This is a genomic window from Nocardiopsis ganjiahuensis DSM 45031 (genome assembly GCF_000341085.1).
GTDB classification, from domain to species: domain Bacteria; phylum Actinomycetota; class Actinomycetes; order Streptosporangiales; family Streptosporangiaceae; genus Nocardiopsis; species Nocardiopsis ganjiahuensis.
Map to the genome: position 1 here is coordinate 31,217 of NZ_ANBA01000009.1, position 25,456 is coordinate 56,672.

The 25,456-nt window shown below is 70.8% G+C and carries 21 protein-coding genes; 6 read left to right on the forward strand and 15 right to left on the reverse strand.

Features of this window, described 5'->3' with window-relative positions; translation table 11 throughout:
• Positions 1 to 4: 4 nt before the first annotated feature.
• From D458_RS0111440 to D458_RS0111465, 5 genes are all read right to left on the reverse strand, one after another.
• Positions 5 to 901 (reverse strand): diacylglycerol/lipid kinase family protein, encoded by an 897-nt coding sequence (locus tag D458_RS0111440; RefSeq protein WP_017586888.1) that lies wholly within the window; start codon positions 899 to 901, stop codon positions 5 to 7.
• 99 nt (positions 902 to 1,000) lie between these two features.
• A complete protein-coding gene (locus tag D458_RS0111445) occupies positions 1,001 to 1,426 on the reverse strand; it encodes a DUF397 domain-containing protein (protein WP_017586889.1) in 426 nt (141 codons plus the stop codon).
• Positions 1,427 to 1,506: 80 nt separating this feature from the next.
• Positions 1,507 to 2,358 (reverse strand): twin-arginine translocase subunit TatC, encoded by an 852-nt coding sequence (tatC, locus tag D458_RS0111450; protein ID WP_017586890.1) that lies wholly within the window; start codon positions 2,356 to 2,358, stop codon positions 1,507 to 1,509.
• 150 nt (positions 2,359 to 2,508) lie between these two features.
• Positions 2,509 to 2,847 carry a Sec-independent protein translocase subunit TatA gene (tatA, locus tag D458_RS0111455; protein ID WP_017586891.1) on the reverse strand — a complete coding sequence of 113 codons (339 nt, stop codon included), beginning with the start codon at positions 2,845 to 2,847 and terminating at the stop codon, positions 2,509 to 2,511.
• 312 nt (positions 2,848 to 3,159) lie between these two features.
• Positions 3,160 to 5,211 carry a helix-turn-helix transcriptional regulator gene (locus D458_RS0111465; RefSeq protein ID WP_017586893.1) on the reverse strand — a complete coding sequence of 684 codons (2,052 nt, stop codon included), beginning with the start codon at positions 5,209 to 5,211 and terminating at the stop codon, positions 3,160 to 3,162.
• A gap of 108 nt (positions 5,212 to 5,319) precedes the next feature.
• On the opposite strand from D458_RS0111465, the gene D458_RS0111470 reads away from it, so the two are divergent.
• A complete protein-coding gene (locus tag D458_RS0111470; protein ID WP_017586894.1) occupies positions 5,320 to 6,426 on the forward strand; it encodes a DUF3866 family protein in 1,107 nt (368 codons plus the stop codon).
• Positions 6,427 to 6,461: 35 nt separating this feature from the next.
• On the opposite strand, the gene D458_RS0111475 is transcribed toward D458_RS0111470, so the two are convergent.
• The 6 genes from D458_RS0111475 to D458_RS0111500 form a co-directional block, all read right to left on the reverse strand.
• The gene (locus D458_RS0111475) at positions 6,462 to 7,538 is read right to left on the reverse strand and encodes a methionyl-tRNA formyltransferase (protein WP_017586895.1); all 1,077 of its coding nucleotides are present in this window, start codon (positions 7,536 to 7,538) and stop codon (positions 6,462 to 6,464) included.
• 237 nt (positions 7,539 to 7,775) lie between these two features.
• Entirely contained in the window at positions 7,776 to 8,900 is a 1,125-nt protein-coding gene (locus D458_RS0111480) for an FKBP-type peptidyl-prolyl cis-trans isomerase (RefSeq protein ID WP_026119203.1), read from the reverse strand.
• Positions 8,901 to 9,115: 215 nt separating this feature from the next.
• On the reverse strand, positions 9,116 to 10,474 hold the full coding sequence (pafA, locus tag D458_RS0111485; RefSeq protein WP_017586897.1) for a Pup--protein ligase: 1,359 nt from the start codon (positions 10,472 to 10,474) through the stop codon (positions 9,116 to 9,118).
• Between the two features lie 109 nt (positions 10,475 to 10,583).
• Positions 10,584 to 11,360, reverse strand: coding sequence for a proteasome subunit alpha (gene prcA / locus D458_RS0111490; protein WP_026119204.1), 777 nt, complete (start codon positions 11,358 to 11,360; stop codon positions 10,584 to 10,586).
• Positions 11,361 to 11,430: 70 nt separating this feature from the next.
• Positions 11,431 to 12,282 (reverse strand): proteasome subunit beta, encoded by an 852-nt coding sequence (gene prcB / locus D458_RS0111495; protein WP_017586899.1) that lies wholly within the window; start codon positions 12,280 to 12,282, stop codon positions 11,431 to 11,433.
• Positions 12,283 to 12,455: 173 nt separating this feature from the next.
• Entirely contained in the window at positions 12,456 to 12,656 is a 201-nt protein-coding gene (locus D458_RS0111500; RefSeq protein ID WP_017586900.1) for a ubiquitin-like protein Pup, read from the reverse strand.
• A 678-nt stretch (positions 12,657 to 13,334) separates the two neighbouring features.
• Here D458_RS0111500 and D458_RS0111505 point away from each other — a divergent pair.
• The 3 genes from D458_RS0111505 to D458_RS0111515 all read left to right on the forward strand — a co-directional run bounded on the left by D458_RS0111505 (position 13,335) and on the right by D458_RS0111515 (position 17,008).
• Complete coding sequence (locus tag D458_RS0111505) at positions 13,335 to 14,486, forward strand: S1 family peptidase (RefSeq protein WP_017586901.1); 1,152 nt, start codon at positions 13,335 to 13,337, stop codon at positions 14,484 to 14,486.
• A 492-nt stretch (positions 14,487 to 14,978) separates the two neighbouring features.
• On the forward strand, positions 14,979 to 16,130 hold the full coding sequence (locus tag D458_RS0111510) for a S1 family peptidase (RefSeq protein ID WP_017586902.1): 1,152 nt from the start codon (positions 14,979 to 14,981) through the stop codon (positions 16,128 to 16,130).
• 233 nt (positions 16,131 to 16,363) lie between these two features.
• Entirely contained in the window at positions 16,364 to 17,008 is a 645-nt protein-coding gene (locus tag D458_RS0111515) for a DUF4352 domain-containing protein (RefSeq protein WP_017586903.1), read from the forward strand.
• A 42-nt stretch (positions 17,009 to 17,050) separates the two neighbouring features.
• Here D458_RS0111515 and dop read toward each other — a convergent pair whose 3' ends face one another.
• Together dop and D458_RS0111525 are read right to left on the reverse strand one after the other, a co-directional pair.
• Positions 17,051 to 18,574, reverse strand: coding sequence for a depupylase/deamidase Dop (gene dop / locus D458_RS0111520; protein ID WP_040702370.1), 1,524 nt, complete (start codon positions 18,572 to 18,574; stop codon positions 17,051 to 17,053).
• A 250-nt stretch (positions 18,575 to 18,824) separates the two neighbouring features.
• Positions 18,825 to 19,835, reverse strand: a complete 1,011-nt coding sequence (locus D458_RS0111525) for a hypothetical protein (protein ID WP_017586905.1) — start codon at positions 19,833 to 19,835, stop codon at positions 18,825 to 18,827.
• 239 nt (positions 19,836 to 20,074) lie between these two features.
• Between D458_RS0111525 and D458_RS0111530 the strand changes: the two genes are divergently transcribed.
• Positions 20,075 to 21,460 (forward strand): GntP family permease, encoded by a 1,386-nt coding sequence (locus D458_RS0111530; protein ID WP_026119206.1) that lies wholly within the window; start codon positions 20,075 to 20,077, stop codon positions 21,458 to 21,460.
• A gap of 18 nt (positions 21,461 to 21,478) precedes the next feature.
• Here D458_RS0111530 and D458_RS0111535 read toward each other — a convergent pair whose 3' ends face one another.
• Both D458_RS0111535 and D458_RS0111540 read right to left on the reverse strand, forming a co-directional pair.
• Complete coding sequence (locus D458_RS0111535) at positions 21,479 to 22,237, reverse strand: IclR family transcriptional regulator (protein WP_017586907.1); 759 nt, start codon at positions 22,235 to 22,237, stop codon at positions 21,479 to 21,481.
• A 68-nt stretch (positions 22,238 to 22,305) separates the two neighbouring features.
• Positions 22,306 to 24,084, reverse strand: a complete 1,779-nt coding sequence (locus D458_RS0111540) for an IlvD/Edd family dehydratase (protein ID WP_017586908.1) — start codon at positions 24,082 to 24,084, stop codon at positions 22,306 to 22,308.
• 168 nt (positions 24,085 to 24,252) lie between these two features.
• Here D458_RS0111540 and D458_RS0111545 point away from each other — a divergent pair, with 168 nt between their 5' ends.
• Positions 24,253 to 25,173 carry a fumarylacetoacetate hydrolase family protein gene (locus D458_RS0111545; protein WP_017586909.1) on the forward strand — a complete coding sequence of 307 codons (921 nt, stop codon included), beginning with the start codon at positions 24,253 to 24,255 and terminating at the stop codon, positions 25,171 to 25,173.
• Positions 25,174 to 25,456 lie beyond the last annotated feature (283 nt).

Genomic DNA, 25,456 nt, shown 5'->3' on the forward strand with positions numbered 1-25,456 from the left:
CAGCCTATGAGGTCAGCTCCAACATCTCGACCGCCTTGGGAACCACTTCGCACACCAGGGTCGGGGGACCCGTGCGTTCCCCGTCGGCGAAGGCCGTTCCCGCGTCACCGCGGACGGTGACGGCGCGCCCCCGTTCGAAGACCACCTCGTCCAGGCCCAGGTGGCTGCCGTTGAAGACCCTGGGGAACAGGCGCAGGAACCGGCCGCGCGGCGCCTCCTTGACGAAGACCACGTCCAGCAGCCCGTCGTCGGGGACGGCCTCGGCGCACACGCGCATGCCGCCGCCGTAGGAGCTGGTGTTGCCGACCGCCACGAGCATGCCGGGTTCGGCGATCCGGCGGTCGTCGATGTCGATCTCGAAGTCGATGGGCTGGAAGGAGCGCAGCTCGGCGAGGAGCCCGATCACGTAGCCGGCCCGGCCGACACCGAAGCGGAAGTTGTTGAACCGCTCGTTGACCCGGGCGTCGAAACCGCAGGCCAGCACACTCATGTAGTAGCGCTGGGCGCCGTCGGCCGTGGTCAGGCGGACCACGTCGCTGGGGCGGGTGCGCCCGGCCAGGATCGCCTCCGCCGTCCTGCGGGCCGAGCCGCGCGGGGCCCCGAAGGCACGGGCCACGTCGTTCCCGCTGCCCGCCGGGACCACGGCGAGGGGGACACCGCTGCCGACCACTCCCTGGAGCGCCTGGTGGACCAGTCCGTCACCGCCGACGGCGACCAGCGCGTCGGGGCGGTCGGAGGCGGCCAGGCGGGCCAGGCGCCGGCTGTCCGCGGCGGAGCGGCCGGTGTAGACGTGCACGCGGGCACCCGCGGCACGCAGGGCCTCCTTCAGGCGGACCGCGATGACGGCGGCGCGGCGCCGGCCGGAGGCCGGGTTGACCAGAAGGGCGATATGAGGGGGCATATGCCGGTCCTTCGCTACCCAGGGCTGGGGTCGTCGAGGAGGTGTACGGGGGCTGGTGGGGTTCCCGTACACCCGCGCGCCCGGGTGCCGGTGACCGGTTCAGTCGTCCTCGGTCGTGGACTCCTGCCCGGCTTCCTCACGCTGGCGGCGATGGTACTCCTCCATCGCCTTGGGAGTGTTCAGCGGGGAGGGCACCCAGGTCGCCTCGACCTCGGTCTGACCGCGCTGGATCGCGATCTCCTCCTCGGTGAGGTACTCCTCGGGGATGTCGAACTCGCCGTCGCGGGCGCCCAGGACGAAGGCCTCCCACTCGGCGGGGGTGAAGAACAGGGTGCCCTTCTCCGGGGACTTGCCGTCGCGCACCGCACGGAACCCGTCGTCGAACTCCGCGACCTCGACGACCGCCTCGGCGTCCGGTTTCGACAGGGAGGAACGCATCCACACCGCGTCGGTGGTGTCGTGCCACTTCTCGTTGCCCATGGCCTCGGGCGGCAGTTCCCTCTTGGTCTCGATCTGCTCGCTCATCCGGACTTCCTACTCAGGGAGCTCTTTGGCGGGAGGGCTCTGGCTCTCCCCTGCCGAACCCTAGCGCGTCACGGGCGACCTCAGGAGCGCTTGGTCGATTCACCCTCGGAGTCGGGTTCGTCCAGGGAGGAGGGGGTGTAGTCGAGGTCGGAGGGCTGGTCGTCCAGCTCGGAGATCTGGTCGTCGTCCAGGTCGCTGGTGGGGTCCCTGCGCTTCTTGCGGCGGTCGTTGAGGAAGCAGAACAGCTCGGCGACCTCGAAGAGCGCCACGAGGGGAATGGCCAGGGCCAGCATCGAGACGGGCTCGGCCGGGGTGATGACCGCCGCGACCACGAAGACGCAGAAGAGGATGACCCGGCGCCACTTGGCGATGGCCTCGTGGCTGAGGATGCCGATGAGGTTGAGCAGGATCACCAGCAACGGCATGACGAAGCCGAGGCCGAACATGCCCATCATGATGAGCATGTAGCTGAGGTACTCGCCGATGGTCAGGAACGGGTCCGCGTCCTCGGGCAGGAAACCGAAGAGCATCTGGAGGGCGAGCGAGGTGATCGTGTACGCCAGAGCCGCACCGGAGATGAAGAGGAGCCCGGCCACCGGGGCGAAGATGTAGGCGTACTTCTTCTCGCTGCTGTGCAGCGCGGGGGCGACGAAGGCCCACAGCTGGTAGAGCCAGAACGGGGCGGTGACCAGCGCTCCGACGAACAGCCAGACCTTGAAGGCGACGAAGAACGCGTCGAAGGGGCCGGTGACGATCAGCGAGCAGCCGCCGCCCTCGACCACCTGGGAGGCGGGCAGCGAGCAGTAGGGCTCGGTGAGGAAGTCCCAGATCTGGTCGTAGAAGACGAAACCGACCACGGCTCCCAGGCACAGGACGAGCATCGCCTTGGCCAGCCGGCTGCGCAGTTCGCGCAGGTGGTCCATGAGCGGCATCCGGGCATCCGGGTTGGCCGATCGGTTTCGGGACCTCATCGTGCGGTCACTCTCTTCTCGTTCGGGCCCGCGCTGACGGCGCGGACTCCCCGCTGACAGCAGCCGTCCGGCGCGGCGCCCGTCGGCACCGCGCCAGCCCGCCCGGCAGAACTAGTTGTTGTAGGTCTGGTTGGTGGGCTCACCGGACTCGTTGACGACGCGCTGGCCGGGGGGCAGCTGCGGGTAGCCCTGCTGCGCCTGCTGGTGGCCGGGCTGGGGCGCGTTCGGCTGCGCGGCCTGCGGCTGGGTCTGCTGGGGCTGGGCCTGCGGCTCCGGGGTCTCCCCCTCGCCCTTGGTCTCCTCGTCGTCGACCAGGCCCTTGCTCTCGGCCTTGAGGATGCGGGCGCTCCGGCCCAGGGAACGGGCCAGGTCCGGGAGCTTCTTGGCTCCGAACAGCAGAATGGCCAGGATCACCAGGATGGCGATGGTAGGTCCGTTGAACGGTCCCATGGTTCTACCTCTCTACTGGGCGCGACCAAGCGCCTCTGATGGTACGCGCATCCCTCCACGGGGCCGTCATGTCCCAGCACCGCCCCGGCGGATGCGCTCACGCAGGTCAGCGCTGCTCGCCTGGTACCCGCCCGCCGCCCGTGTCACCTCTTCGGACAGCACGGAGGCCTGGCGGCGCGCTCTCAGAACGAGCGTGCCGACGACGTACGCTCCGATGCAAAGCGTGCCGAAAAGGACAGCGAGGGCGATCACGCTTTCACCATATCCCTTTCGGGATGACCTACACCCCTCCCCCCGGTGAACAGGTGAGCTTCACTCCGGAGACGAAGTGGTCTCGACCAATTTCCCGGAGGTTTGGCCCCTGTCGTAGTGCCGAAGGGCCCTTTCCGCCTCGGCCCGGACGTCCTCGGCCAGGCCCCGCGGAGACACCAGGCGCCCCTCCCGCCCCAGGGACAGGGCCAGCCGGGCCACCCACGCGGGCGCGGGGGTGCGCAGGGTCGCCCGCACCCCTCCGCCCGGGAGCTCGGTCACCGACTCGCACACGTAGTCCTCGGTGACCCAGCGCGCGGAGGGCTCCAGCACCAGGGTCACCAGGGCGTCGCGTTCGGAGCGCTGGAGCACCCCGGCGGACAGGTCGCGCCGGGCCACGCCCTCGGGCACCTCCGCGGCGAAGGGCAGCACGGTCAGCTCCAGCACCCGGTCCAGCCGGAACAGCCGCACGTCCTCGCGCAGGTGGCAGTACCCCTCGAGGAAGGTCTGGCCGTCCTGGACGACCAGGCCCATGGGGTCCACGTCGCGTTCGGTCACCTGGTCCAGGTACCCCGACAGGTAGCGCAGGTGCAGGCGCTGCCCGGCGCTCAGGGCGTCGGCGCAGCGCCGCCGGGTCTGGGCGACCTGTTCGTCCACCTCGACCCGCACCTGCACCGCGTCGGCCAGGTCGCCCACGGCCGTGCCCGCGGCGGTGCGCAGCTTCTCCCCCACCCGCTTGAGGGCACCGCCCTCGACCCCCTGCGCCTCGGGCAGCGCCTCCAGCAGGGACAGGCCCACGACCAGGCTGGCCGCCTCGTCGGCGGTCAGCCGCAGCGGCTGGGCCAGGGTGTCGGCGTTGCCGATGATGATCTCACCGGTCTCCTTGGCCGCGTCCAGGTCCACGTCGATCAGGTCACCGGGCGTGTAGCCCGGCAGGCCGCACATCCACAGCAGGCTCAGGTCGGAGACCACCTGCTTCTCGCTGAGGCCGAAGTGCCGGGCCACCTCGGGGACCCGCACGTCGCGGCCGAGCGCGTAGGGCACCAGCATGAGGAGCCGGCGCAGCTGGTCGGCGGAGCGGGGGCCGCGCGCGGGAGCGTCCTCGCCCCCGTGCTCCCCCACGGCCTCCGTGTTCTCGGCCGCGTCGGTGCCCTCGACCACCCCGGCCAGGTGCTCGGCCATCGCGGCCCGGGCCTGCTCGGGCTCCACCACCACCGCACGCGAACCGTGCTCCGCCACCTGGCGCACCAGCCCGCTCGTGCTCGTGTAGGGCAGCGTGAGGGTGTCCCAACCGCTGCCGCCGCTGTCCCGTTCCCCCGGGACCACGCGCAGCGCACGGCGGCGCAGGGCGTGCGCGGCGTCGGTCCGCACCCGCAGGGTCGCGGTCCGCTCCGGCACGGCGGTCTGCTGGGAGACCACCGAGCGCAGGTCCACCCCCTCGGGCACCACCACGTCCGGCCCGGTGCGCTCCACCGTCACCCCGCCCCGGATCCGGCCGAGGCGGAACACCCGCCGGGCGTCGCGCAGCCGGTCGTGGCCGACCACGTACCAGTGGCCGCGCAGGTTGACGATGCCCCACGGTTCGACCTCGCGCCGCTGCGCCGAGCTCTCCCCGGGCTTGCGGTAGTCGAAGGAGATCGGGCGGCGGTCGCGGACCGCCTGCCAGACGGGGCCGAAGGCGGGTTCGTCGGTGCGCATCGCCGGGGTCAGCCCGGGCGCGGCCTCGGTGTCCACGGGGACGCCGGCCGAGCGGAGCTTGAACAGGGCGTTGGCGGCGGCCTCGCCCAGGGAGGCGTGGCGCCAGGCGCGGGCGGCCAGGCCCAGCACGACCGCCTCGTCGGGCAGGAGCTCGATCTCGGGCAGCTCGTAGTCCGAGCGGGAGATCCGGTACCCCTCCTCGCCGCTGAAGGCGTCCCCGGTGCCGACCTGGATGGGGATGCCGCTGTCCCGCAGCTCGCGCTTGTCCCGTTCGAACATGCGCTTGAAGGCCGACTCCGTGTCCGCCTCGGCGTACCCCTGGACCGTAGCGCGGATCTCCTGCGCGGTCAGGTGCCGCCGCGTGGACAACAGGCAGATGACCAGGTTCAGCTGCCGTTCGGTCTTCCTGCGCGACATCGTCCGCACTCCTCTTGCCCGCTGTGTTGCCCGCTGTGGTGGACCGGGCGGGGCCGCCAGGGCGCGTCCTCCCACCTTCGGTTCAGCTCCGACGGTACCGTGCCCAGCATGATCCGGTGGCGCCGTGGTGAAGTCCTTCAGGTCCTGCCCTCGTGGCCCGGGGTCCGCCTGTGCGCGGTCTCGGTGCCCGCCGGCGGCGGGAGAGCGGACCGGGCCCCGGCTCCGCCGACGACCTGCCGGGCGCTGGCCTACACCGACCTGGTCGGCGCCCCCGAGGTCGGCGACACCGTCCTGCTCAACACCGGAGCCCTGGACATGGGCCTGGGCACCGGCGGATACGCGCTGGTCGTGGCGGTGCCCGACCGGCTTCCCGAGGACCGCGAGGACCCCGGACACCTGGTCAAGGCCCGCTACACCCCGCTCCAGGCCACCGTCCTGGGCGCGGACGAGCAGGGCTCGCCCCACCACGAGACGCTGCGCTCGGCCGAGGGCATCGACGGGATGCCCGTGGTCGTGGCCGACCTGCACTCCGCCCTGCCCGCCGTCCTGGCCGGGGTGCGCGCCGAACGCCCCGGCACCCGGGTGGTCCACGTGATGCTCGACGGCGGTGCGCTGCCCGCTGCGTTCTCCCGGATCCTGGGGGAACTGCGCGCGGACGGCCTGCTCAGCGGGTGCGTGACCACGGGACAGGCGTTCGGCGGCGACCTGGAGGCGGTCACCGTGCACTCGGGGCTGCTCGCCGCCCGGCACGTGCTGCGGGCGGAGATCGCGGTGGTCTGCCAGGGGCCGGGCAACCTGGGGACGGGCACTCCGTGGGGTTTCTCCGGGGTGGCCTGCGGCGAGGCGGTCAACGCGGCCGCCGTCCTGGGCGGGCGCCCGGTGGCCGGCCTGCGGGTCAGCGAGGCCGATCCGCGCCAACGGCACCGCGGGGTCTCGCACCACAGCCTGACCGCCTACGGGCGGGTGGCGCTGGCCCCCGCGGAGGTGGTGGTCCCCAACCTGCCCGGTTTCTTCGGTGAGCGCGTGCGCGACCAGGCCTGGAGCCTGGGCGACCGCCACACGCTCGTGGAGGTGTCGGTGGCCGGTCTGGAGGACGAGCTGCGCGCACTGCCGGTGAAGGTGTCCACCATGGGACGCGGGCTGGAGGAGGACCGGGCGGCCTTCCTGAGCGCGGCCGCGGCCGGACGCCACGCCGCCACCCTCGTCGACGCCTGAACGGGCGCTGGAAGCGGTTCGTCGCGCTCTTCCGGTCAGCTGCGGTTGTCCGCGGCCGAGGTGGCCCGGGTACCGACCTGGCCGTCGAGCGGGCCCTGGAACTCGGCGGGGCGGCGGTGTTCGGCGTCGCCGTTGCCCGGGACCGGGGTGCGCCGGGTCGCGGCCAGCATGTGCTCGGAGGGCGCGTCGAAGTAACGCCCCGGCCGGAACATGGCCAGGGAGGTCGGGTCCGCGCGCACACCCTCGTCCACCCGTACCACCTCGGGTACGAACACGCTGCCGTCCCCGCAGGTGACACCCCACTCGCGCCCGGGGCCGGCGGAGACGATCTGGCCCGGGTCACCGCCCACCACCTCGTCGGAGAGCGTCCCGCCGCACAGGGTGATCCGGGCCCCGCCGAACATCGCGAAGGCGCCGGGGTAGGGGTCGGCCAGGGCGCGCACCATCCGGTCCACGTCCCGCCCGGCCGCGGTCAGGTCGAGTCGGCCGTCACTGGGACGGCGCCGCGGCCACACCGAGACGTGACCGCTCTGGGGGCGGCGGGGCGCGCGTTCCTCCAGGAGCGCCTCCAGGTTGCGCACGAGCAGCTCGGACTGGAGGCGGCCGGCCCTCTCGTACAGGCCCGTGGCGGTGACGTCGGGGGCCACGTCGAACCAGATCCGGTCCACGATGTCGCCCGTGTCGGCCTCGCGGGCCAGGTGGAAGAGGGTGACGGCGGTGGAGCGCATGTCCCTCAGGATCGTCCAGGGGATGGGTGCGCGGCCGCGGCCGACCGGCAGGGGTGAGGGGTGCAGGCCCACCCCGCCCAGCGGCAGCGCGGCCAGGACCTCCTCGTGGACCAGCTGGGACCAGCCCGCGACCACCATGAGGTCGATCCGGTGCGCGAGCAGGGCGTCACGGACCTCGTCGGTGTTGATGTCGGCCGCCCGCACGTGCGGGAGGTCGTGACGGCGGGTGATCTCCTCGAAGTCGACGTAGCCGGAGCGGTGCGCCAGCTCGGCCGGGTAGGACACCACCAGGCTCGGCGGCCGGCCCTGGGCACAGAGCTCCTCCAGCGCCGGAACCCCCAGACGCAGACCGGAAACGTAGCAGTACCGCCGCTGGCCTGGCATGGTTCCTCCTCGCCCCATACTCACCCTGAGTGATCGACTCTACGCATCCGGCTCCGCTCCCCCGTGCAGGAGCGCCACCGTCTGCGTGTCAGATCCGGGCGCCGGGCGGTTCCGCGCGGCGCGCGAGGCCCCGCAGCCTCCGGCCGGGGAGGCGCACAGGGCAGCCGACACGAAAATCGCCCCCGTCGCGCACTCTGGCGCGGCGGGGGCGATCAGCAGCGGTTCCGCGGGCGGACGCTACTCCGAGTCCTCCTCGGACTCGCCGGCTTCCTCGTCGCCCTCGGAGGCCTCTTCGTCGCCCCCGGCGTCCTCGGCGCCCTCGGCGCCCTCCTCGGGCTCGGGCGGCGGCGGGTTGTCGTAGGCACCCAGCACGTCGACCACGAAGACCAGCGTGCCCGCGGGGGCGCCCATGGCCTCCTCCTCGGACTCGCCGTAGGCCATGTCACCGGGCACGACCAGCAGGAGACGGCTGCCGACCTGCTGGCCGACGATGCCCTCGTCCCAGCCCTCGATCACCGATCCGGCACCGATGGTGGTGTCGAAGGGGACACCGCCCTGGTTCCAGGAGGAGTCGAAGACCTCGTGGTTGCCCTTGTCGTCGGCCTCCCAGCGCACGCCCGTGTACTGGACGATGACCTGCTGGCCCTCCTCGACCTCGGCACCGCTGCCCTCGATGAGGGGAACGACCTCGAGCTCCTCGGGAGCCTCCTCGTCGGGGACCTCGATGACGGGCTGGCTGTGGCCGTCCTGCGTCACCGTGGGCAGCTCTCCGCCGCCGTCGGTGCTCTGCTCACCGGGCACGACGGCGCCCTGGCTGAAGCGGTCGACCATGTCGATGACCAGGACGCTGGCGCCCTCGGGGGCCGGCTGGCCCATGGCCTCGGCCTGGTCCATCTCCTCCTGGGTCAACGGCGGGAAGACGTAGACCGCACGGCTGCCGAGGGGCTGGCTGACCAGGGTGTCGGTGATGTACTCCGGCATCTGGTCCATACGGATCAGGTCCGGGGCGCCGTTCTCGTAGCTGGACTGGCCCTCGACCGGTTCGCCCTCACCGGGGGCCGTCCACTGGTACTGGACGACGTTGGCGATGACCAGGTCGTCCGCCCCCACCAGGACGTCCTCCCCCGAGCCCTTGCTGACGACACCGGAGATCTCCTCGTCCGGGGGCTCGATGTCGGGGAAGGTGATCTCGGGTTCCTCGCCGACTTCACCGGTGACCTCGGGCAACCGGGAGTCGAGTGCGTCGTCGTTCATGCGGAGGAAGGCGGGGGTACGCCACTCCTCCGGGATCGATGAGCAACTGGAGACCACCAAGGCGATGGCGGTCAGTGGCACCGCGAGGGCGGCAGCACGTCGGTGCATGGGTCACAACCTCTGATTTCCGGCTCAGGACAGGGTCACACTACCGAACAGTCGGGGCGCGGCCAGCCCCTGGGAGCTCCGGATTTCGGTTTTCGGCTGCCGGGAACCCGGCTCACGAGGATTCCGAAAGCGAAAACCCCGCCCGAACGAGGAGAAGGCCCCGCGGGAGGCGCTCTCCGGCGCTCCCACGGGGCCCTCCCCCGGGTTCGGAACCGTCACATCCCGGCGATCAGCTTCTCCACCCGTTCGTCCACGGACTTGAAGGGGTCCTTGCACAGCACGGTGCGCTGCGCCTGGTCGTTGAGCTTGAGGTGGACCCAGTCGACGGTGAAGTCCCGCCGCTGCTCCTGCGCACGGCGGATGAACTCCCCGCGCAGCCGGGCCCGGGTGGTCTGCGGGGGCACCGACTTGGACTCGAAGATCTTCAGGTCCCCGACCACCCGGTCCATCTGCCCGCGCTTCTGCATCAGGTAGAACAGACCGCGCTCGCGGTGGATGTCGTGGTAGGTGAGGTCGAGCTGGGCCACCCGCGGCGAGGACAGGGTCAGGTCGTGCTTGTCCCGGTAGCGCTCCAGCAGCATGTACTTGGCCACCCAGTCGATCTCGCGCTGGACCGTCTCCAGGTTCTGGGTCTCCACCGCCTCCAGGGTGCGCTGCCACAGGTCCAGGACGCGCTTGCCCACGGCGTCGGTCCCGTGCCGGTCCACGTAGGTCTGCACCTTCTCCAGGTACTCGCGCTGGATCTCCAGCGCGCTGGCCTCGCGGCCGTTGGCCAGGCGCACCTTGCGACGGCCGGTCATGTCGTGGCTGACCTCGCGGATCGCCCGGATGGGGTTCTCCAGGGTGTAGTCGCGCATGACCACCCCGGCCTCGATCATCCGCAGCACGAGGTCGGTCGAGCCCAGTTTGAGGAGGGTGGTGGTCTCGCTCATGTTGGAGTCGCCCACGATGACGTGCAGGCGGCGGAACCGCTCGGCGTCGGCGTGGGGTTCGTCGCGGGTGTTGATGATGGGGCGGGAGCGGGTGGTGGCGGAGGAGACGCCCTCCCAGATGTGCTCGGCGCGCTGGCTGACGCAGAACAGCGCGCCCCGGGGGGTCTGCAGCACCTTTCCGGCGCCGCAGACGATCTGACGGGTCACCAGGAAGGGGATGAGTACGTCGGCGAGACGGCCGAACTCCCCGTGCCGGCCGACGAGGTAGTTCTCGTGGCAGCCGTAGGAGTTGCCCGCCGAGTCGGTGTTGTTCTTGAACAGGTAGATGTCCCCGGCGATGCCCTCCTCGTGCAGGCGCTGCTCGGCGTCGACCTGCAGCCCCTCCAGGATGCGCTCACCGGCCTTGTCGTGGGCCACCAGGTCCACGAGGCTGTCGCACTCGGGGGTGGCGTACTCGGGGTGGCTGCCCACGTCCAGGTACAGGCGGGCGCCGTTGCGCAGGAACACGTTGCTGCTGCGCCCCCAGGAGACCACCCTCCGGAACAGGTACCGGGCGACCTCGTCCGGCGACAGGCGGCGCTGCCCCCGGAATGTGCACGTGACCCCGTACTCGTTCTCCAGCCCGAAGATCCGTCGTTCCACGCGGCCTCACCAACTTCCCGTCACCGTGGTGTGCGCGACGGGGCCGCGTCGCCCACACCAGCCCGGCCGGTGCGGCGCCCGTGTGACGCCGCACCGTTGTGCTCTCAGATCACTCGTCGGCCTCGTCCCCGGTGCCGGTCCCGGCACCGGTTCCGCTGTCCCCGCTCACCGAGGCGCCCCCGGTCGTGCCCCGCTGGCCCTCCTCGATGAGGGAGGCCAGGCGGCTGCCGTGGATACGGCGGAACTTGCGGTGCTGCCGGGACCGCTCCAGGATGGCGACCTCCAGGTTGGCGGCCTCCAGTTCGCGTTCCTCCCCGTTCTCGTGGGCGAGGGCGTGAGTGGCGGCGTTCAGCGCCGCGCTGAGCGGGGCGTCGGCGGCGAACCGGTCCTTGAGCTGGGTGGAGACGTGCTCCGAGGAGCCGCCCACCGCGACGAAGCCCTGTTCGTCGACGATGGAGCCGTCGAAGGTGATGCGGTAGATCTCGTCCTCGGCAGCCGTGTCGCCGACCTCGGCGACGACGATCTCGACCTCCCAGGGCTTGAGGCTCTCACTGAAGACGGTGCCCAGGGTCTGGGCGTAGATGTTGGCGAGCTGACGGCCGCTGACGTCGCGGCGGTCGAACTGGTACCCGCGTACGTCGGCGAAACGGACGCCCATGAGGCGTAGGTTCTCGAACTCGGGGTAGCGGCCGACCGCCGCGAAGCCGATGCGGTCGTAGAGCTCGCTGATCTTGTGCAGTGTGCGGGACATGTTGTCCGCCACCATCAGGATTCCGCCCTCGTACTGCAGGACGACGGCGCTGCGGCCGCGCGCGATGCCCTTGCGCGCGTAGTCCGCCTTGTCCTTCATCTGCTGTTCGGGGGCGACGTAGAACGGCATCGACACCGCGGATCGTTCCTTACCTAGTAGGGAGATGTCTGGTGTGGGGCGGTGGCCGCCTCAGCTCGGCGGTGTCCTAGCCCAGTCGGGCCCTGGGTCCGTCGGGGTTGACGGCGCGCCCCTCGACGACCTCCGTCGCGAGCCGGGCGACCTCGTCGGTGGAGATCCTCCGGTGGCCGTCCTCGGTGATGACGTCGACCAGGGGGAAGATCTTGCGGTGCAGGTCGGGGCCGCCGGTGGCGGAGTCGTCGTCGGCGGCGTCGTAGAGCGCCTCCAGCGCGACCTTGATCGCCGTGGTCTCGTCCAGGTCGTCGCGGTAGAGCTTCTTGATGGAGCCCCTGGCGTAGACCGAGCCGGACCCGACGGAGTAGTAGCGGTGCTCCTCGTAGCGGCCGCCCACGGCGTCGTAGCTGAACACCCGTCCCTTTTCGGTGTTCTCGTCGAAACCGACCAGCAGGGGGATCACGACGAAGCCCTGCATGGCCATGCCGAGGTTGCCGCGCACCATCTGGGCGAGCTTGTTCGACTTGCCCTCGAGGGACAGCGAGCGCCCCTCCAGCTTCTCGTAGTGCTCCAGCTCGACCTGGTAGAGCTTGGCCAGCTCGATACCGATCCCGGCCGAACCGGCGATGGCCACCGCGGAGAACTCGTCCGTCCGGTAGAGCTTGTCCATGTCGCGGTTGGCGATGACGTTGCCCTGGGTGGCACGCCGGTCACCGGCCAGCAGGACACCGCCGGGGAAGGTCAGCGCGACGATGGTCGTCGCGTCCGGGGTGAGGTGCTCGGCGCTGGTGGCGGCACCGCCCGATCCCAGGTGCTGGCCGGGCAGCAGGTCGGGTTTGACCTCCCGAAGAAACTCGGTGAAGGACGAGGTCCCCGCACTCATGAAAGCGGCCGACATCCGTCCGCCCTCGAAGCCTTCGAACACGCGACTCCCTCCGCTCGCGCCCCACCCCGTCTCGGGGGCGGGTGGGGCGCCTGTCGTCCGTCTGTCTGTTGTCCGTGTGACGGCCGGTGTGGCATCCGGCCGATGAGCTCGACCCTAACCCTGCCCGCCCCGGGGCCGGCGGCACCCGGGTGCGCTGTCAGCGAACCCGGCGGTCACTGGCCGCCCTTCTGCACGAACTGGCGCACGAAGTCCTCGGCGTTGCTCTCCAGCACGTCGTCGATCTCGTCCAGGATGTCGTCGACGTCCTCGTCCAGCTGCTCGTTGCGTTCCTGGGCCTCGGCAGACGCCTCGGTCTCCTCGACCTCCTCGTCACGCCGTGACGAGTGCTTCTGGCCGCCGTTGTCCTTCGCCATCGGTACTACCTCCCGTTCGGGGCTCTCGCCCTTATCTTGGCCCAACGGCACCCGGCTCAACCCCCTTCACGGGGCCCGATACCCGCTAGTTACCTCGAATCGTCCCGTGTGCGCGCACACGGGGCGGCACGGGTGCGCGAACACACCCCGGGCGTGTCCTCCCACGGGACCCGAAGACACCTCGACCCGGTTTTGTGACACTGCGTCGTGTCCCGACTCGCGCCCATGTTCTCAATACGAATACCCGTACACATAACGAACATGATCTTCACCCAAAGCACATCCCTGACCACGCGGGTTACTTCTACGTGGCCGGTTCGTCACAGATGGTACGAAGTACCGCTGTCCGCATCCGGCCATTTTCCTCCCCTTGTTCTACTGGCGGGTTTGTGATCCGTGTACACCCAGTCATCGAAACGGGAGGTCAGACACCCTGTCACCCAGAGTGAGAACCGCAATGAATCCTTTGATCCGATGATCCCATTGTCACTTGAGTGAATTATCAGCTCCACGGGCTTTCGTTGTCCAAGTTGTGTACTTATGGTTGGGGATCGTTTACTGAGTGTCTTAGTAGACAAAGGAGTTCCCGGCCCAGCCGGGTCCTCCCCCGGGCCCGTTCTTTCTCTCCGGAGAGCCGGGCCCGACCCCCACCCATTCCCCAAAGGAGAGTAGGGATCAATGCGACCCTCCCCCGTTGTCTCCGCCATCGGCACGGGAGCGCTGGCCTTCGGGCTCGCGCTCTCGGTCGCGCCCGGCGCATCCGCCGTGACCGCGCCCGCCGAGCCCTCACCCCAGGGCGAAGCGGCGACCATGCAGGAAGCGCTTGAGAGGGACTTCGGCCTCACCCCGTTCGAGGCCGAAGACCTGCTCGACGCCCAGCAGGAGGCCTTCGGGCTCGACACGGCAGCCGCCGAGGCCGCCGGAGACGCCTACGGCGGCTCCCTCTTCGACACCGACACCCTGGAACTGACCGTCCTGGTGACGGACAGCGCCGCGGTGTCCGACGTCGAGGCCGCCGGTGCCGAGGCCGAACTGGTCTCCCACGGCACCGAGGGCCTGGCGGCGATCGTGGACGAGCTCGACGCGGCCGGCAGCCAGCCGGGCGTCGTCGGCTGGTACCCCGACATCGCCGGCGACACCGTCGTCATCGAGGCCACCGACCCCGCCGGCGCCGAGAGCCTCATCGAGGCCGCGGGCGTGGACGCCTCCGCCGTCCAGGTGGAGACGACCGACGAGGCGCCCCGGCTGTACGCCGACATCGTCGGCGGGGACGCGTACTACATGGGCGGCGGACGCTGCTCCGTCGGGTTCGCGGCCACCGACAGCGCGGGCAACGACGGATTCGTGACGGCCGGCCACTGCGGCACGGTCGGCACCTCCGCCGAGAGCGCGGACGGCAGCGGCTCGGGCACCTTCGCGGAGTCCGTCTTCCCGGGCAACGACGCCGCCTTCGTCCGGTCCACGTCCAACTGGACCGTCACCAACCTGGTCAACATGTACAGCTCCGGCGGCACCCAGTCCGTCGGCGGCTCCAGCCAGGCGCCGGTCGGCTCGGCCGTGTGCCGTTCGGGTTCCACCACCGGGTGGCACTGCGGGACCATCGAGGCCCGCGGCCAGTCGGTGAGCTACCCCGAGGGCACCGTCAACGACATGACCCGGACCGACGTGTGCGCCGAGCCCGGCGACTCCGGCGGTTCGTTCATCTCCGGCGACCAGGCCCAGGGCATGACCTCGGGCGGCTCCGGCAACTGCACCTTCGGTGGTACGACGTACTACCAGGAGGTCGGCCCGGCGCTGAGCACCTGGGGCCTCAGCCTCGTCACGGGCTAGCAATCGAGCGGTACCGCAGCACCGCGCCCCCGTCCGCCGCAAGGCGGGCGGGGGCGTTTTCCGTGTACGGGGAACCGGGGCCTTTCGCATTCCGGCGACCGGTGCGCTTCCCGCACTCCGGGGCGCCGATTCCGAGCCCGTGACCACAGGTGTTACGCGTGCGTGTCCGACCGGACACGTTTGGTACGCGGTACCGCTGTCCGCATGTGGCCAGAAAGCCCCCCTTGCGGGGCCGGATCGAATTCAGTCGGTAGTGAATCGAATCCGAAAGCGCAAGGTGGCCGTTCACGTCACCACGTTCAGCGACCAACATCGGACCCATCATCGGTTGACCCCATCCCGGCTTGAATGCTTCACCGTTCTGACGGTCTTTCCCTCACCAAAACGTGCACTTATGGTTAGGCGTTGTTTACCGAATGTCTTGGTGAACAGCAGGGGCCGGCGAACATCCGGCCCCGATCCCCCGTCAATCCCCCAGGAGAGTAGGGACCAATGCGACCCTCCCCCGTTGCCTCCGCCATCGGTACCGGAGCCCTTGCCTTCGGGCTGGCTCTGGCCGCCGCCCCGGGAGCCCTCGCGGCCTCCGGACCGCTTCCCCAGGCACCCACCCCCGAGGCCGAAGCCGTCTCCATGAAGGAAGCGCTCCAGCGCGACCTCGACCTGACCCCGTCCGAGGCCGAGAGCCTGCTCACCGCCCAGGACACGGCCTTCGAGATCGACGAGGCCGCCGCCGAGGCAGCCGGAGACGCCTACGGCGGCTCCGTCTTCGACACCGAGACCCTGGACCTGACCGTCCTGGTCACCGACGCCGCCGCGGTCGAGGCCGTGGAGGCCGCGGGCGCCGAGGCCGAGGTGGTCGACTTCGGCATCGAGGGCCTCGACGAGATCGTCGAGGACCTCAACGACGCGGGGACCGTCCCCGGCGTGGTCGGCTGGTACCCCGACGTCGAGGGCGACACTGTCGTCCTGGAGGTCCTGGAGGGTTCCGGGGCCGACGTGGACGGCCTGCTCGCCGAGGCCGGTGTGGACGCCTCGGCCGTCGAGGTGGCCACCACCGACGAACAGCCCCAGGTCTACGCCGACATCATCGGCGGCCTCGCCTACACCATGGGCGGCCGCTGCTCGGTCGGCTTCGCCGCCACCAACTCCGCCGGCCAGCCCGGCTTCGTCACCGCCGGACACTGCGGAACCGTCGGCACCCAGGTCAGCATCGGCAACGGCCGGGGCGTCTTCGAGCGCTCCGTCTTCCCGGGCAACGACGCCGCCTTCGTCCGCGGCACGTCCAACTTCACCCTCACCAACCTGGTGAGCCGCTACAACAGCGGTGGCTACGCCACCGTGAGCGGCTCCAGCGCGGCGCCCATCGGCTCCTCCGTGTGCCGCTCCGGCTCCACCACCGGGTGGCACTGCGGCACCATCCAGGCCCGCGGCCAGTCGGTGAGCTACCCGCAGGGCACCGTCACCAACATGACCCGGACCTCCGTGTGCGCCGAGCCCGGCGACTCCGGCGGCTCCTTCATCTCCGGCACCCAGGCCCAGGGCGTGACCTCGGGCGGCTCCGGCAACTGCCGCACCGGCGGCACGACGTACTACCAGGAGGTCAACCCGATGATCAACTCCTGGGGTGTGCGGCTCCGGACCTGATCCGAACCGACCGCTCAACGGGGCGGCCCTGTAGCGCGTCCCTGCTTCCGGCGCCCCCGTCCGCATTCGCGGACGGGGGCGTTCGCGGTTTCCCCGTCCTTGTCCGGCCAGGGCCGCACCCCGCTCGAGCTGGGCCGACAGGCGTACTCTGAAGCGAACAGCGCGTAACGGCGCATGTAGGTCCCGACGGCTTCCGCCGTGACACGTCGCGCCGTGACACGTGGGGAGCGGACATGGACAAGAGCGTGTTGATCGCCGCCGCGTCGGCGGTGACCGTCGCCCTGGCGCTGGTCTTCGGTTTCGGGGCCGGGTGGTTCTCCCACCAGCTCTACCTCAGGGACGGCATCGAGTCCGCGATGGAGGACCTCGTCCCGGACGAACCGGCGGAGGAGCCCACCGAAGAGCCCGCCGAGGAGCCCGCGGAGCCGGCTGAAGAACCCGGCGCCCCCGGGGCCGCCGACCCGTGGCCCGACGCGGCACCCATGGGTGAGAGCGCCTCGGACGGCACATGGGACATCACCCTGACCGGGGTGGAGCGCACGAGCCAGGTCTCGGGTTCCTACTCGAGCGCGACAGCCGCCGAAGGGCGGGAGTACCTGGTGCTGGAGGCGGAGATGACCAACGCCTCCAACGGCCCCCAGTCCCCGGACGTGGAGGACTGCGTGGTCGTGGACGAGGACGGCAACCGTTACACCTACGACTTCGACGCCCTCCTGGCCCTGGACGACGAGGACGCGATGTACACCGAGGTCAACCCGGGCGGATCCACGACCGTCGGCATCCCCTTCGAGCTGGCCGAGGGGACCGCGGTGGAGGTCGCCCTGCTGACCGGGGTCTGGGACGGGGCCGGGGTGGCCGAACTGGCGGTCGAGGAGTGAGCCGGGGTCGGCGCGCCCCGTGGGGCCCGCCGACCCGGCAGGTCAGCCCTTGCGCCCCCCGGCCAGGACCGCCACGAGTTCGGCGGCGGTGGCGGAGGCGTCCAGCAGGCTTCCCACGTGCTCCTTGGTGCCGCGGCGCGGTTCCAGGGTGGGCACCCGCTGGAGGGAGTCGTAGCCCGGCAGGTCGAAGATGACCGAGTCCCAGGACGCGGCGGCCACCTCGTCGGCGTACTTGGCCAGACAGCGGCCGCGGAAGTAGGCGCGGGTGTCCTCCGGCGGTTCGGTGACGGCGCGGGCGACCTCGGACTCCTCCACCAGGCGCTGGACCCGGCCGCGGGCGGCCAGCCGGTTGTACAGGCCCTTGTCCGCGCGCACGTCGGAGTACTGCAGGTCCACCAGCTGCAGTCTGGGGTGGGACCACTCCAGCCCGTCCCTGGAGCGGTAGCCCTCCAACAGCTTGAGCTTGGCGATCCAGTCCAGTTCACCGGCCAGGCTCATCGGGTCCGAGGCCAGGCGCGACAGGACCGACTCCCAGCGGTCGAGCACGTCCGCGGTGTCGGGGTCGACGTCGGTGCCGTAGCGGTCCTCGACGTACTTGCGGGCCTGGTCCAGGTACTCGCCCTGCAGTTCCAGCGCGGTCATCCGGCGCCCGTCGCGCAGGCGGACCCGGTGGGTGAGCCCCGGGTCGTGGGAGATCTCCCGCAGGTCGGCCACGGGCGTCTCCAGGGACAGGTCCGTGCTGAGGAAGCCGTCCTCGATCATCGACAGCACCAGCGCGGTGGTCCCCAGCTTGAGGTAGGTGGAGACCTCGCTCATGTTGGCGTCACCGATGATGACGTGCAGGCGCCGGTACTGTTCGGGATCGGCGTGCGGCTCGTCCCGTGTGTTGATGATGGGACGCTTCAGGGTGGTCTCCAGGCCGACCTCGACCTCGAAGAAGTCGGCTCGCTGGGAGATCTGGAAGCCGCTGCCCTGGCCGTCCGAGCCGATCCCGACCTTGCCCGCGCCGGACACCACCTGTCGGGAGACGAAGAACGGGATCAGGTGCCGGACGATGTCGCCGAAGGGCGTCGACCGGCTCATCAGGTAGTTCTCGTGGCACCCGTACGAGGCGCCCTTGTTGTCGGTGTTGTTCTTGTACAGCTGGATCGGTTCGATGCCAGGTGTGGCTCCGGCGCGGGCCGCCGCGTCGGCCATCACCCGCTCCCCCGCCTTGTCCCACAGCACCGCGTCGCGCGGGTTGGTGACCTCGGGGGCCGAGTACTCGGGATGGGCGTGGTCCACGTACAGTCGCGCGCCGTTGGTGAGGATGACGTTGGCCAACCCCAGGTCCTCGTCGGTCAACTGGGTGGGATCGGCGACCTCGCGCGCCAGGTCGAACCCGCGGGCGTCGCGCAGCGGGTTCTCCTCCTCGAAGTCCCAGCGGGCCCTCCTGGCCCGGGCCGCCGAGGCGGCCAGGTAGGCGTTGACCACCTGGGTGGAGGTGACCATCGCGTTGGCCCCGGGGTTTCCCGGCACGGAGATCCCGTATTCGGTCTCGATACCCATAATCCGCCGCACACTCATGGTGAGAGGTTATCCGCCAGGGACCGCTCTTGAACGCTTCCACGCCAATTGTGGCCTAAGCGCCGTCTTCCCGGGCGTTTCCAAAGGCCTTCAGCGAGCGTGTCCTCGCACTTCGCAGCGGGTGGCAATGGCTCCGAAAACGAACGGAGCGGATTCGGGTCCCCGGCCTCGCGGAGTTCGTCCCCGATATCCGCCGCCGCCCCTTCGGCCCTCTCGGCAGACAGAGCGGTGCGTTCACCCGCCGCCGCTGTCAAGGGGCGGCGGGCGGCGGCCCGGGGAAACGTTCCGCGGCGGCCAGGGAGTGCGAGCCGACCGGTGAGGCGGCCCGGACGGCGGAGTGGCGTTCGAGTTCGTCCAGGCCGAGGCGGGCACGGCGAACCCGCTCGCGGGTCGCGGCCAGGACCTCGGCCGCCAGGTGTTCGCCCGCCGGGTACACACCCCGTGCGTTGCGCAGCCCGAACTTGACGTACACCGGGGCGCTCACGCGGACGACCTCCGCGATCTCGTGGTGCCGCACGAACCCGCCCACGTTGTCGGGGGACTCGACGTAGAAGTCGATCGCCGCCGGGCCGGCCGCGCGCAGTTCGGCGAGCTGGTGGATGGTCAGGTCAGAGGGGACGTTGACGGTGTCCGCGCCCAGGAGCCCTTGCACGCGGAAGGCCGCCGGGTTGGCGGGCGCCGCCATGACCGACACCTTGAACCGGGTCCGGGCGGGCAGGTCGCCCCGTTCCCGCAACCGGTGCAGGGACCACAGCAGCCCTTCGTCCGAGACGAGCAGACTGCGCACCCCCAGGGCGGCCGCCCGCCGGGCCTGAGCGATCCCCGCCTGGAGCTGGGCGCTCCCCCGGCTGCGGGCCGAGACCGACCCCGTGGTCCCGGCCGACGCCCCGGTGTCCCAGTCCGCCCCCGGCCGGACGAAGAGGCACAGGTCGATGCCGTTCTCCTCGGCGGCCTGCACCATGTCCCCGATCTCCACGTCCCTGAGCATGCCGACCCCGGATCCCTGCGAGACCCGGTGCACGGGGACCTCGAGCCGCCCGGCCGTGCGGATCACCTCCGCGAGCGCCTCCGGTCCCTCGACACTGGGGATCTCCAGCCGCCAGGCACCTCCGTCGGGAAAGGCCAGGGGTGAGGTCGGCGGGGCGGCGGGGCCGGGCAGGCCCAGGCTCTCCAGCTCCGAACGGCCGGGCGGGAAGGGACGGTCCTCCGGGGGCGCGGTCACGGGTTCGCGGTCCTCTCGGTGCGCTGTCGGGGCCACCATGAACAATGTGTTCGATATTTAGAACGCTATTCCTTATTTCGGCATCACTGTAGATCGCCCCCGCGAGCCGGTCAACGCCCGCATGCGCCGCGAGATGAAGGTGACCCCCGTCACTGTCTTGATGGATCCACGTCACATGATTACGCTTACGGTTCCGAAATAGAAAACGCTGTTCGATATTTCGAACTGTGGATCGTGGTTCCCCAGCCCTGACACCCCCGACAGGCAGGCCCCCTCCCATGACAGACACAGCGAGCCTCTCCGTGGGCTGGCTCATGGCCATCGCCGCACTCGCCGTCCTCACCCTGCTGTTCCTCGTCATCAGGGTGCGCCTCAACCCGATCCTGGCGCTGATCCTGGTCAGCGCCGGTACCGCTCTGGCCACCGGCGTCCCCGTCGCCGAGCTGGTACCCACCCTCACCGAGGGCATGGGCCAGACCCTCGGCTCCGTCGTCCTCCTCATCGGCTTCGGCGCGATGCTCGGCCGCATGGTCGAGGTCTCCGGCGGCGCACAGGTTCTCGCGGACGGGCTGCTCCGGCTCTTCGGAGAGCACCGGGCCCCGCTGGCACTGAGCGTGGCCTCGCTCCTGTTCGGCTTCCCGATCTTCCTCGACGCCGCTTTCGTCGTGATGCTGCCGATCATCTTCTCGGTGGCACGCAGACTCGGCGGGTCGGTGCTCGTCTACGCGCTCCCCGCGACCGGCGCCTTCCTCGTGATGCACGCCCTGCTGCCCCCGCACCCGGGCCCGGTCGCCGCGACCGAGGTCATCGGTGCGGACATGGGGTTGGTGATCGTGCTCGGGCTCGCGGTCGGGATCCCCACCTGGTACGTGGCCGGGCACCTCCTCGGCCTCTGGCTCGGCCGCCGGTTCGACCTGCCCGTCCCCGAGATCCTCGGCGGCGGCGCCACGAGCGACGAGGACCGGCTCGGCCCGCCTCCCCGCCTGGCCGTCCTGCTGTTCCTCCTGTTCCTGCCGCTGATCCTGATCTTCCTGAACACCGGCCTGGGCATGCTGACCGTGACGGGCCACGTGGACGAGGGCGACCTGTGGGTCCAGGCCCTCCGGGCGATCGGCACCACCCCCGCCGCCCTGTTCCTCACCGTCCTGACCGCCCTGTGGCTCCTCGGCCGGCGGCGCGGACACGGCGGCGACGTCCTGAACCGGCTCGTCGACAAGGCGCTGGCGCCCGTGTGCAGCATCATCGTGCTGACCGGGGCGGGCGGGATGTTCGGATCCGTGCTGAGCCGGAGCGGTATCGGCGACGCCATGACCCAGAGCCTGGACCGCCTGGGCATCCCGGTCCTGCTGGCCGCGTTCCTCATCGCCGCGGTGATGCGCGTGGCCCAGGGGTCGGCGACCGTGGCCGCCACCACCGCGGCCGGGCTGATCGCGCCCGTGGTCCTGGCGGGCGGGGACTTCTCCGGCTTCCAGCTCGCGCTGATCGTCATCGCCGTGGCGGCCGGGTCCATCGTGCTCTCCCACGTGAACGACTCGGGCTTCTGGCTCGTGCGGGGCTTCCTGGAGATGGACACCGCGACCACGCTCAAGACGTGGACCGTGCAGTCGACCGCGGTGGGGCTCATGTCCTTCGCGCTCGTCAGCCTGCTCTACCTGATCTTCTGAGGGAGCGGGCCAGGGGCGCTACCCGCCCAGTTCGGCGGAGTACTTCAGCGCCCCCTCGGTGACGAGCGCCCGCAGCTCCTCCGCGCGCTCCTCGGACCAGCGGTGCAGCGGCACCGAGATGCTCAGGGCCGCGACCACCTGCCGGGTGCGGTCGCGCACGGGGGCCGCCACACAGCACACGTCGGGGTTGGCCTCGCAGACCTCGACCGCCGAACCGGACCGGCGCACCTGCGCCAGCTCCTCGAGGAGCCGGGGGACCTCGGTGATGCTGCGCTCGCTCAGGGACTCCAGCGGGGACTCCCCGAGCCTGCGCGCCAGCACCTCCTCCGGCAGGTGGGCCAGGAGCACCTTGCCCAGGGCCGTGCAGTGGGCGGGCAGCCGCCGCCCCAGGCTGGACACCATGCGCACCGCGTGCGAGCTGTCGACCTTGGCGATGTACACGATGTGCCGGTGGTCCAGGACCGCCACGTGCGTGGTCTCGTTGCACCGCTCCACGAGTTCCCGGGCGATGCGCTGCCCCGTCTTGGGCACGTCCAGCTGGTCCGCGTAGGCGCTGCCCAGCCGGAAGAGCTGGATCCCCAGCTGGTAGCGGCCGGGAATGTCGGGGTGGCGGTGCAGGTACCGGCGGCTCTCGAGGGTGTGCAGCAGCTCGTGCACCGACGTCCTGGGCAGGTCGAGCTCCTCAACGACCTCGGGAGCGCTCACGGACTCCCGCCCGTCGGTGAAGAGCTCCAGGATGTCCAGGCTCCGCTGCAGAGCCGGCGTACGGCGTGCCATATCTACTGACCGTCCTCCTGGAGAGCACCACGTGATCCCGCACAGGCTATCGGCAGGCCGCCGCACGGTCAGTGGGACTCCCTGGGCACGTCGTGGCCGCTGGAGCCGACGAGGAAGTCCAGGTCCGCCCCCCGGTCGGCCTGGAGCACCGTGTCGCAGTACAGGCGCACCCAGCCGCGGTCGGAGCGGGGCGCGGGCGCCGTCCACAGGGCGGCGCGCCGTTCCATCTCCTCGTCGCTGATCTCCAGGGTGAGCGAACGCTCGGGCACGTTCAGCGAGATCACGTCCCCGTCGCGCACCAGGGCGAGCGGGCCCCCGACCGCCGCCTCGGGGGCGGTGTGCAGCACCACGGTCCCGTACGCGGTCCCGGACATGCGGCCGTCGCAGATCCGCACCATGTCCGTGACGCCCTGGGCCAGGAGCCTGGAGGGCAGGGCGACGTTGCTGACCTCGGGCATACCGGGGTACCCGGCGGGCCCGCAGTTGCGCAGCACCAGCACCGTGTCGGCGTCCACGTCCAGGTCGGGGTCCTCGGCCACCGCGTAGTAGTCCTCGGGGGACTCGAACACCCTGGCCCGGCCCCGGTGCACCATCAGGTGCTCACTGGCCGCGGACTGCTTGACGACCGCGCCCGCCGGGGCCAGGTTCCCGCGCAGCACCGCGGTCCCGGTCCCGGCGGGTTGCAGCGGCGCGTCCAGGGGACGGATGACCTCGCGGTCGTGGCACTGGGCCGCCCCGGCCCGGGCGGGGGCGTCGAGGGGTTCACCGGTCACCGTCACGGCGTCGGTGTGCAGGAGGTCGCCGAGCTCGGCGACGACCGCGGGGAGCCCGCCCGCGTAACAGAAGTCCTCCATCAGGAAACGGCCGCTGGGCATCAGGTCGAGGAGGGTGGGGATGTCACGGACCAGGGTGTCGAAGTCGTCCAGGGTGAGGTCCACACCCAGGCGCCCGGCGATCGCCAGCAGGTGGATGACGGCGTTGGTGGAGCCGCCGATGGCCGCGTTGACGCGGATGGCGTTCTCGAAGGCCTCACGGGTCATGACGGACGAGGGCCTGAGGTCCTCGTGGACCATCTCCACGATGCGCCGGCCCGACTTCTGGGCCAGGGCGTAGCGGCGGGCGTCCACGGCGGGCCAGGTCGCCCCGTAGGCGGGCTGCATCCCGAGGGCCTCGGCCATACAGGCCATGGTGGAGGCGGTGCCCATCGTCATGCAGTGCCCGTTGGAACGGGACATGCAGGCCTCGGCGAAGGAGCAGTCGGCCTCCGTCATCCGCCCGGCACGCACCTCCTCCTCGAACTTCCACACGTGGGTGCCCGACCCGATCTGCTCACCCCGGAACCTGCCGTTGAGCATGGGTCCGCCGGTCAGCATCAGGGAGGGCAGGTCCGTGCTGGCCGCTGCCATCAGCAGGCCCGGGGTGGTCTTGTCGCACCCGGACAGCAGCACGACCCCGTCCAGGGGGTTGGCCCGGAACAGCTCCTCGGCCTCCATCGCCAGGAGGTTGCGGTAGAGCATCGCCGTGGGCCTGAGCACGGTCTCGCCCAGGGCCATGACGGGGAACTCCAACGGAAAGCCCCCGGCCTCCCAGACCCCCCGTTTGACCGACTCCGCCAGCCTGGACAGGTGCGCGTTGCAGGGGGCGAGCTCGGAGCCGGACACCGCGATCCCGACCACGGGCCGACCGTCGAAGACGTCGTCGGCGAAACCCTGGTTGCGCATCCAGGAGCGGTAGAGCATGCCGGAACGGCCGTCCGCGCCGAACCACTCCCTGCTGCGGAGCCTGCGCCCGCCCCCGCCTTCGTTCGGTGCCGCGCCACCGGGTCGCCGCTGGGAGTGGTGAGTCATCGAGGGCTCCTTCGGGGGGTGCGCGGATACTCCGCTCGGCTACTACGCCCGGCCAACGTGTTCGATATTTCGAAAGCTTGCCAATATATCGAATAAAACGCTAGACAAGGGGTGCACGAACGTCAACCCCTCCGTGCCCCGGGAACGCGGCACCGAAAGGCGGCAACCATGGACGGATTCCTGCGCTACTACGACCGCCACGACCAGCAGGGACTGGGCTGGCACGACGGCCAACGCAGGACCGTCCACGCCGTCCCCGGCGTACGGAGCATGGCGGAGCTGCTCCGACTCCCCCTGGACGAGGCACGGACCCTGGCAGGCGAGGCAGCCGGTTCGCCGCCTCTCACGAACACCGACGCCATCACCCCGCTCCCCCCGGTCGACGGCGACACCGAGGTCTGGGCCGCCGGCGTGACCTACGAACGCTCGCGCCGGGCCCGGGGCGAGGAGAGCGACCACGCCGACATCTACGACCGGGTCTACACGGCCCGGCGTCCCGAGCTGTTCTTCAAGGCCCCCGCCTGGCGCGTGGTGACCGAGGCGGAGCCCGTCGCCGTCCGCTCGGACTCCTCCCTGAACGTCCCCGAACCGGAACTCGCGGTGGTCGCCAACGCCCACGGCCAGATCGTGGGCTACTGCGTCTGCGACGACGTCAGTTCACGCGCCATCGAGGGCGAGAACGCCCTCTACCTGCCCCAGGCGAAGGTGTACGCGGGCAGCTGCTCCCTGAGCCCGCTGGTCCGCCCCTCCTGGGAGCTCCCCGACCCCCTCGCGGGCGAGGTCACCATGCGGGTCCTCCGCCGCGGCCGAAGCGCCTTCGAGGGGCGCGTCCGCCTGCGCTCGCTCCGCCGGGACCCCGCCGACCTCGTGGAACACCTGTTCCGTTCCCAGCCCTTCCCCGACGGGGCCGTCCTCGCGACCGGCACCGGCATCGTCCCCGACATGGACTTCACCCTGGCCGCGGGCGACACGGTCGACATCGCCATCACCGGGGTGGGGACCCTCACCAACCCTGTCGTCCGGGGCCGGGAAGCCATGGACTGGCTCGTCGCCGCGCGCGAGACCCCCGCCGCCCGCCGCCGGAACTGACCCACGCAAGCGGGGCCCGCCGGTCACCGGTCGAAGCACCCGCGACTGCTGTGCTCCTGGCACCACGGCCGCACAACCCCGAGGGAAGCCGACGCAGCGGAGCCGCGTTTCTCATCGCGCCGCCGACCAGAAGCCCATCCAACCCTCCCGGTGACGAGTCGCTCTTGGCTTGCGGCAGTTCCAAAACCGGTCGACCGACACAAGAAGGCGAATATGTCCAAGAGCAGACAGCTGAACGTATGAGCTCCCGCACGCAAACCTCGCGTTGGTGAGCGCGGCTGCA